Origin of the sequence: Pseudomonas batumici, from assembly GCF_000820515.1 — a bacterium.
GTDB lineage: Bacteria > Pseudomonadota > Gammaproteobacteria > Pseudomonadales > Pseudomonadaceae > Aquipseudomonas > Aquipseudomonas batumici.
In genome coordinates, this window is the sequence record NZ_JXDG01000076.1 from 1 (window position 1) to 6,267 (window position 6,267).

Consider the following 6,267-nt stretch of genomic DNA (forward strand, 5'->3'; position numbering starts at 1 on the left):
ACCGACCCGTTCAGTCGGGAAGCTTCGGCCCGCATGTACCGCACCGGCGACCTCGGTCGCTACCTGCCGGACGGCAATATCGAATACCTGGGCCGTAACGACGACCAGGTGAAGATCCGTGGTTTCCGTATCGAACTGGGCGAGATCGAAGCACGCCTGGCCAAGCACCCAGCGGTCCACGAAGCGGTGGTGATGGCTCGGGAGGATGTGCCGGGCGAAACCCGCCTGGTGGCTTATTTCACCCCGGCCAGTATTGGTGTTGTGCCGGACAGCGGCACCCTGCGGGCTTATCTGCAAGGGCTGCTGCCGGACTACATGTTGCCGGCTGCCTATATGCAGCTCGACGCCTTGCCGCTGACCCCCAACGGCAAGCTCGACCGCAAGGCCCTGCCGGTGCCGGACAGCAGTGCCTACGCCTTGCGTGTCTACGAAGCCCCGGTGGGCGAAGTCGAGACCAGGCTCGCGGCGCTCTGGGCCGATTTGCTCAAGGTCGAACGAGTGGGGCGGCATGACCACTTCTTCGAACTGGGCGGGCATTCGCTGTTGGCGGTGAGCCTGATCGAACGCATGCGCCAGGCGAACCTGGAAGCCGATGTCCGGGTGCTGTTCGGCCAGCCGACGCTGGCCCAGGTGGCCGCTTCGGTGGGGACCGCGCAACGGGTGGAGGTGCCGCAGGCGAAGATTCCGACGCTTAACCGCAAACGCCGTATCTGAAGCCCTGGCCACGGCCCGACCGACCTCGCATCGGTCGGGCCGTGGCCTTTCTCCTCCTGCCCCTTCGCAGCCCCCTGTGCGGGCGTACCTCCACCGGGTCTTGTCCCGGCTTCCCATGACAGACAGTCACCCGTGGATGCTCTAATTTTCGAGGCCTGTGGGGAGCATGGCGAATGGGATGTTTCGCATGTGTCAGTGGACCGCAGCCCTTTGTTGCTGCGGGCCCGATCACGCCTGCGCCCGGACTCCCGTGCTGTCTTCGAGCTTCGAAGCCCCTCCGATTTTTTATCGCGCGAAACGCTGTCTCCGACACCGAGCCTTTGGGGTGTCAATCCTTTCCGAAATGATAAATAGCAGGTTATTCGATGCACTTCAGCGAATTGATGGCAGTTCTTTCCACGCACGCGATCCGTCTTCAACAGGAAGAAGACGATCTGGTGATTCTCGGTGACGACGAGGGCCTTGACAGCGCCGTACTCGACAGTCTGGGCGTGCACAAGGCAGAACTGCTCAAGCTGGTGGCTCGAAACGGCGGTGACTGGCTGAGCCCGGCCTTCCGCATTACCGCGGACATGCTGCCGCTGGCCAACCTCAGCCAGGCCGCGATCGACCGCATCGTCGACGCGGTGCCCGGTGGTGCCGGCAATGTCCAGGATATCTACCCGCTGGCGCCCCTGCAGGAAGGGATTCTCTACCATCACCTGGCCGCCGGGCAGGGCGACCCCTATGTGTTGCGGGCGCTGTTCGGCGCCGATAATCGCGAGCGCCTCGACGATTTCGCCCAGGCCCTGCAAGCGGTGATCGAGCGTCACGATATCCTGCGCACCGCCATGGTCTGGGAAGGCCTCGACGAACCGGTGCAGGTGGTATTGCGCGAAGCCACGCTGGCGGTGGATGAGCTGGAACTGGCGGCCGTCGACGGTGATGTCGAAACCCAGCTGCGCGAACGCTACGATTCCCGGCATTATCGCCTCGACCTGCGCCAGGCCCCGCTGATGCGCCTGGTCTGCGCCGAGGACCGGGCCAATGCACGTTGGGTGGCGATCCTGTTGTTCCATCACATTGCCATCGACCATGCCGCGCTGGAGCTGGTGCAGTACGAGATGCAGGCCTACCTGCTCGGCGAAGGCCATGCCTTGCCCGAGGCGGTGCCGTATCGCAACTATGTGGCGCAGGTCCGGCTCGGTGCCGGGGCCGATGCCCATGAGGGGTTCTTCCGCGACATGCTGGCGGATGTCGATGAGCCGACGCTGCCGTTTGGCGTGGTCGAAACCCCGGGTAGCGATCCGCTGATCGAAGAAGTCCGTGTGCCGGTCGACACCGCGTTGAGCCTGCGCCTGCGGGCCCAGGCCCGGCAGCTGGGGGTCAGCGCCGCGAGCCTGCACCACCTGGCCTGGGCGCGGGTGGTGGGCGCCGTTTCGGGCAAGTCGGATGTGGTCTTCGGCACCGTGCTGATGGGCCGGATGCAGGGCGGCGAGGGCGCCGACCGGGCCCTGGGCATGTTTATCAACACCTTGCCGTTGCGGGTGAAACTCGAGGGGCACGGGGTCCGTGAAGGGGTCAAGACCACCCACGCGCGCCTGACCGCCTTGCTCGGCCACGAGCACGCCTCCCTGGCCCTGGCCCAGCGTTGCAGCGGCGTGGCCGCGCCGGCGCCGTTATTCAGTTCGCTGCTCAACTACCGCCACAGCAGCCCCGAGTCGGTGGCTTCGGCCGAGACCGTGAAGGCCTGGGCCGGTTTGCACAGCCTTGGTGGTGAAGAACAGAGCACCTACCCGATCACCCTGTCGGTGGACGACCTGGGCGAAGCGTTCAGCCTGGCGGTCCAGGCCCTGGTGGAGATCGGTGCACAGCGCGTCGGCGACTATATGCTGGCCGCCCTCGGCGCCCTGATCGAGGCCCTGGAACAGCAGCCACAAACACCCTTGCAGCACCTGGAAATCCTTCCACCGGCCGAGCGCCGGCAAGTGCTGCACGGCTTCAATGCCACGACACGCGACTATCCGCGACACAGCAGCCTGCAGGCACTGTTCGAACAACAAGTGGTGGCGCGGCCCGACGCAGTGGCCGCCGTCCAGGATGGCCGGAGCCTGACCTATCGGCAACTCAACAGCCGGGCCAATGGCCTGGCCCGACACCTGATCGGCCTCGGCGTACAGCCGGGCGAGCGGGTGGCGCTGTTGCTGGAGCGCTCCTTCGACCTGCTGGCCGGCCAACTGGCGATTATCAAATGCGGCGCGGCCTATGTGCCGCTGGATATCAATGCGCCGGCGGAACGCCAGGCATTCATGCTGCACGACAGCGCGGCGCGGCAGGTGTTGACCCTGAGCGACAGCGCGGTGCCCGAGGGGATCCAGCGAGTCGATCTGGACACCCTGGAGCTGGACGCCGACGTGCCGAACCCGGCACTGGCCGCGTCCGCCGAGTCGGTGGCCTATATCATGTACACCTCCGGCTCCACCGGTACGCCCAAAGGGGTACTGGTGCCGCACCGGGCCGTCAGCCGCCTGGTGATCAACAACGGGTATGCCGATTTCAATGTCGGCGATCGCGTGGCCTTCGCCTCCAACCCGGCCTTTGACGCCAGCACCCTGGATGTCTGGGCGCCACTGCTCAATGGCGGTTGCGTGGTCGTGGTGGAGCAGTCGGTATTGCTGTCCCTGGACGAGTTCCGTGCGCTGCTGCTGGCGCAGTCGGTCAGTGTGCTGTGGATGACCGCCGGGCTGTTCCATCAATATGCCGACGGCCTGATGGAGGCTTTCGCCCAACTGCGCTACCTGATCGTCGGCGGCGATGTGCTCGACCCGGCGGTGATTGCCCGGGTACTGGAAGAGGGGGCTCCGGAGCATCTGCTCAACGGCTACGGCCCGACCGAAGCCACCACCTTTTCCACGACCTACGAGATTACCTCGGTCGGCAATGGCGGTATTCCCATTGGCCGGCCAATCGGCAACAGCCAGGTCTATGTGCTCGATGCCTTGCGCCAACCGGTGGCGGTGGGCGTGGCCGGCGAGCTGTATATCGGTGGGCAGGGCGTGGCCAAGGGTTACTTGAACCGCCCGGAACTGAACGCCACGCAATTCGTCGCCGACCCGTTCAGCGACGAGGCGGGAGCCTTGTTGTATCGCACCGGCGACCTCGCTCGCTGGACCGCGGACGGGGTTGTCGAGTACCTCGGGCGTAACGACGACCAGGTGAAGATTCGTGGTTTCCGTATCGAACTGGGCGAGATCGAAGCGCGCCTGGCCGCTTGTGCGGGCGTGCGCGAGGCGGTGGTGCTGGCCCGTCAGGACGAACCCGGACACAAGCGTCTGGTGGCCTACCTGGTCGGCGAGGACGAGAGCGACTTGTCGGTGCCGGATCTGCGCCGCGAACTGGCGGCCTCCCTGGCCGAATACATGGTGCCCAGTGCCTTCGTCGTCCTCGAATCGTTCCCGTTGACCGCCAACGGTAAGCTCGATCGCCGCGCCTTGCCGGCACCCGACGCCGACGCTTATGCCAGCCGTGAGTTCCAGGCCCCCGAGGGCGAGTTGGAAATCACCCTGGCGCGGCTGTGGTCCGAGTTGCTGAAAGTCGAGCGGGTTGGGCGTCACGATCACTTCTTCGAACTGGGCGGGCACTCGCTGCTGGCCGTCAGCCTGATCGAGCGCATGCGTCAGTTGGGCCTGAGTGCCGACGTGCGCGTGCTGTTCAGCCAGCCGACCCTGGCCGCGCTGGCCGCTGCTGTCGGTAGCGGTCGTGAAGTCCATGTGCCGGCCAACCTGATTGTCGACGGTTGTGAGGGGATCACCCCGGACCTGCTGCCGTTGGCCAACCTGACCCAGGCACAGATCGACCAGGTGGTGGCGACGGTGCCGGGCGGTACCGCCAATGTGCAGGACATCTACCCGCTGGCGCCGTTGCAGGAGGGGATTCTCTATCACCACCTGGCGGCCCGAGACGGCGACCCCTATGTGTTGCAGAGCCAGTTCGCCTTTGACGATCGCGAACGCCTGGACTCCTTTGTCCAGGCCTTGCAGAGCGTTATCGACCGTCACGACATTTTGCGTACCAGCGTGGTCTGGGAAGGCCTGGATTCGCCGGTGCAGGTGGTCTGGCGCCAGGCGCGCCTGCACCTTGACGCGCTTGAACTCGATCCGGCCGCCGGCGATATCGGTGCGCAACTGCACAGCCGTTTCGACCCGCGTCACTACCGCCTGGACGTGAGCGAGGCGCCGTTGATGCGCCTGGCCTATGCCGAAGATCCGCTCAACCAGCGGATCACCGCGATGCTGCTGTTCCATCACATGGCCCTGGACCATATGGCGATGGAGGTGGTGCAGCATGAAATGCAGGCCTGGCTGCTCGGTGAGGCCGAGGCCTTGTCGGTGCCGGTGCCGTATCGCAACTATGTGGCCCAGGCGCGCCTGGGTGTCAGCCCGGCCGATCATGAGGCGTTTTTCCGCGACATGCTCGGTGAGGTGGAGGAGCCGACCCTGCCGTTCGGTTTGCAGGATGTGCAGGGCGATGGCAGCGATATCGAGGAAGCGGTCCAGGCGCTGGACGCGCAGTTGGACCAACGCCTGCGGGCTCAGGCCCGGCAGTTGGGGGTGAGTGTCGCCAGCCTGGTACACCTGGCCTGGGCCCAGGTACTGGGCAAGGTCTCGGGTCGCCGGGATGTGGTGTTCGGTACCGTGTTGATGGGCCGGATGCAGGGCGGCGAGGGTGCCGATCGGGCGTTGGGGATGTTTATCAATACCTTGCCGCTGCGGGTTGCCGTCGGCGGGCAGGGTGTGCGCGCCGGGGTCAAGGCGACCCACGCGCGGCTGACCGCGTTGCTGGGGCACGAACATGCGTCCCTGGCCCTGGCCCAGCGTTGCAGCGGCGTGGCCGCGCCGACGCCACTGTTCAGCGGCTTGCTCAACTACCGGCATAGCGCTGTCGGCACTGTTTCCGAGCAGGCCGTGCGGGCCTGGCACGGTATCCATGTCCTGAGTGGTGAAGAGCGGACCAACTACCCGCTGACCTTGAACGTCGACGATCTGGGTGATGGCTTCAACCTGACCGCCCTGGTGGCGTCGTCGATTGGTGCGCAGCGGGTCTGCGGCTATATGCACACGACGCTGGAGCATTTGGTGGAGGCTCTGGAGCAGACGCCGCAAGCGTCGTTGCAAGGCCTGTCGATCCTGCCGGCTGGTGAGCGCGAGCAATTGCTGGTGGGGTTCAACGCGACGGAGCTGGATTATCCGCAGGCGCAGACGGTTCATGGGTTGTTTGAAGCGCAGGTGGAGCGTACGCCGGATGCTTTGGCGGTGGTCCATGGCGAGCAGCGCCTGACTTATCGTGAGCTTAACGAGCAGGCCAACCGCTTGGCCCATGCCCTGCGCAAGCAGGGGGTGGTACCGGATTCGCGGGTGGGGATCTGCGTTGAGCGCGGGGCCGAGATGGTTGTTGGCCTGCTGGCGATTCTCAAGGCAGGTGGCGGTTATGTGCCGCTGGACCCGGCTTATCCGGTGGAGCGGATTGCCTACATGTTGCAGGACAGTGCCCCGGCGGCGGTCTTGGTTCAGGCGG

Annotated in this window: 2 protein-coding genes; both read left to right on the plus strand. The window is 65.5% G+C overall.

Going from position 1 to position 6,267, the window contains the following annotated elements:
- Positions 1-714, plus strand: a 714-nt coding sequence (locus UCMB321_RS27820; RefSeq protein WP_040071930.1) for a phosphopantetheine-binding protein, incomplete at its 5' end; no start/stop codon positions are given.
- 365 nt (positions 715-1,079) lie between these two features.
- A partial coding sequence (locus tag UCMB321_RS27825) for a non-ribosomal peptide synthetase (RefSeq protein ID WP_157016082.1) occupies positions 1,080-6,267 on the plus strand: 5,188 nt, incomplete at its 3' end.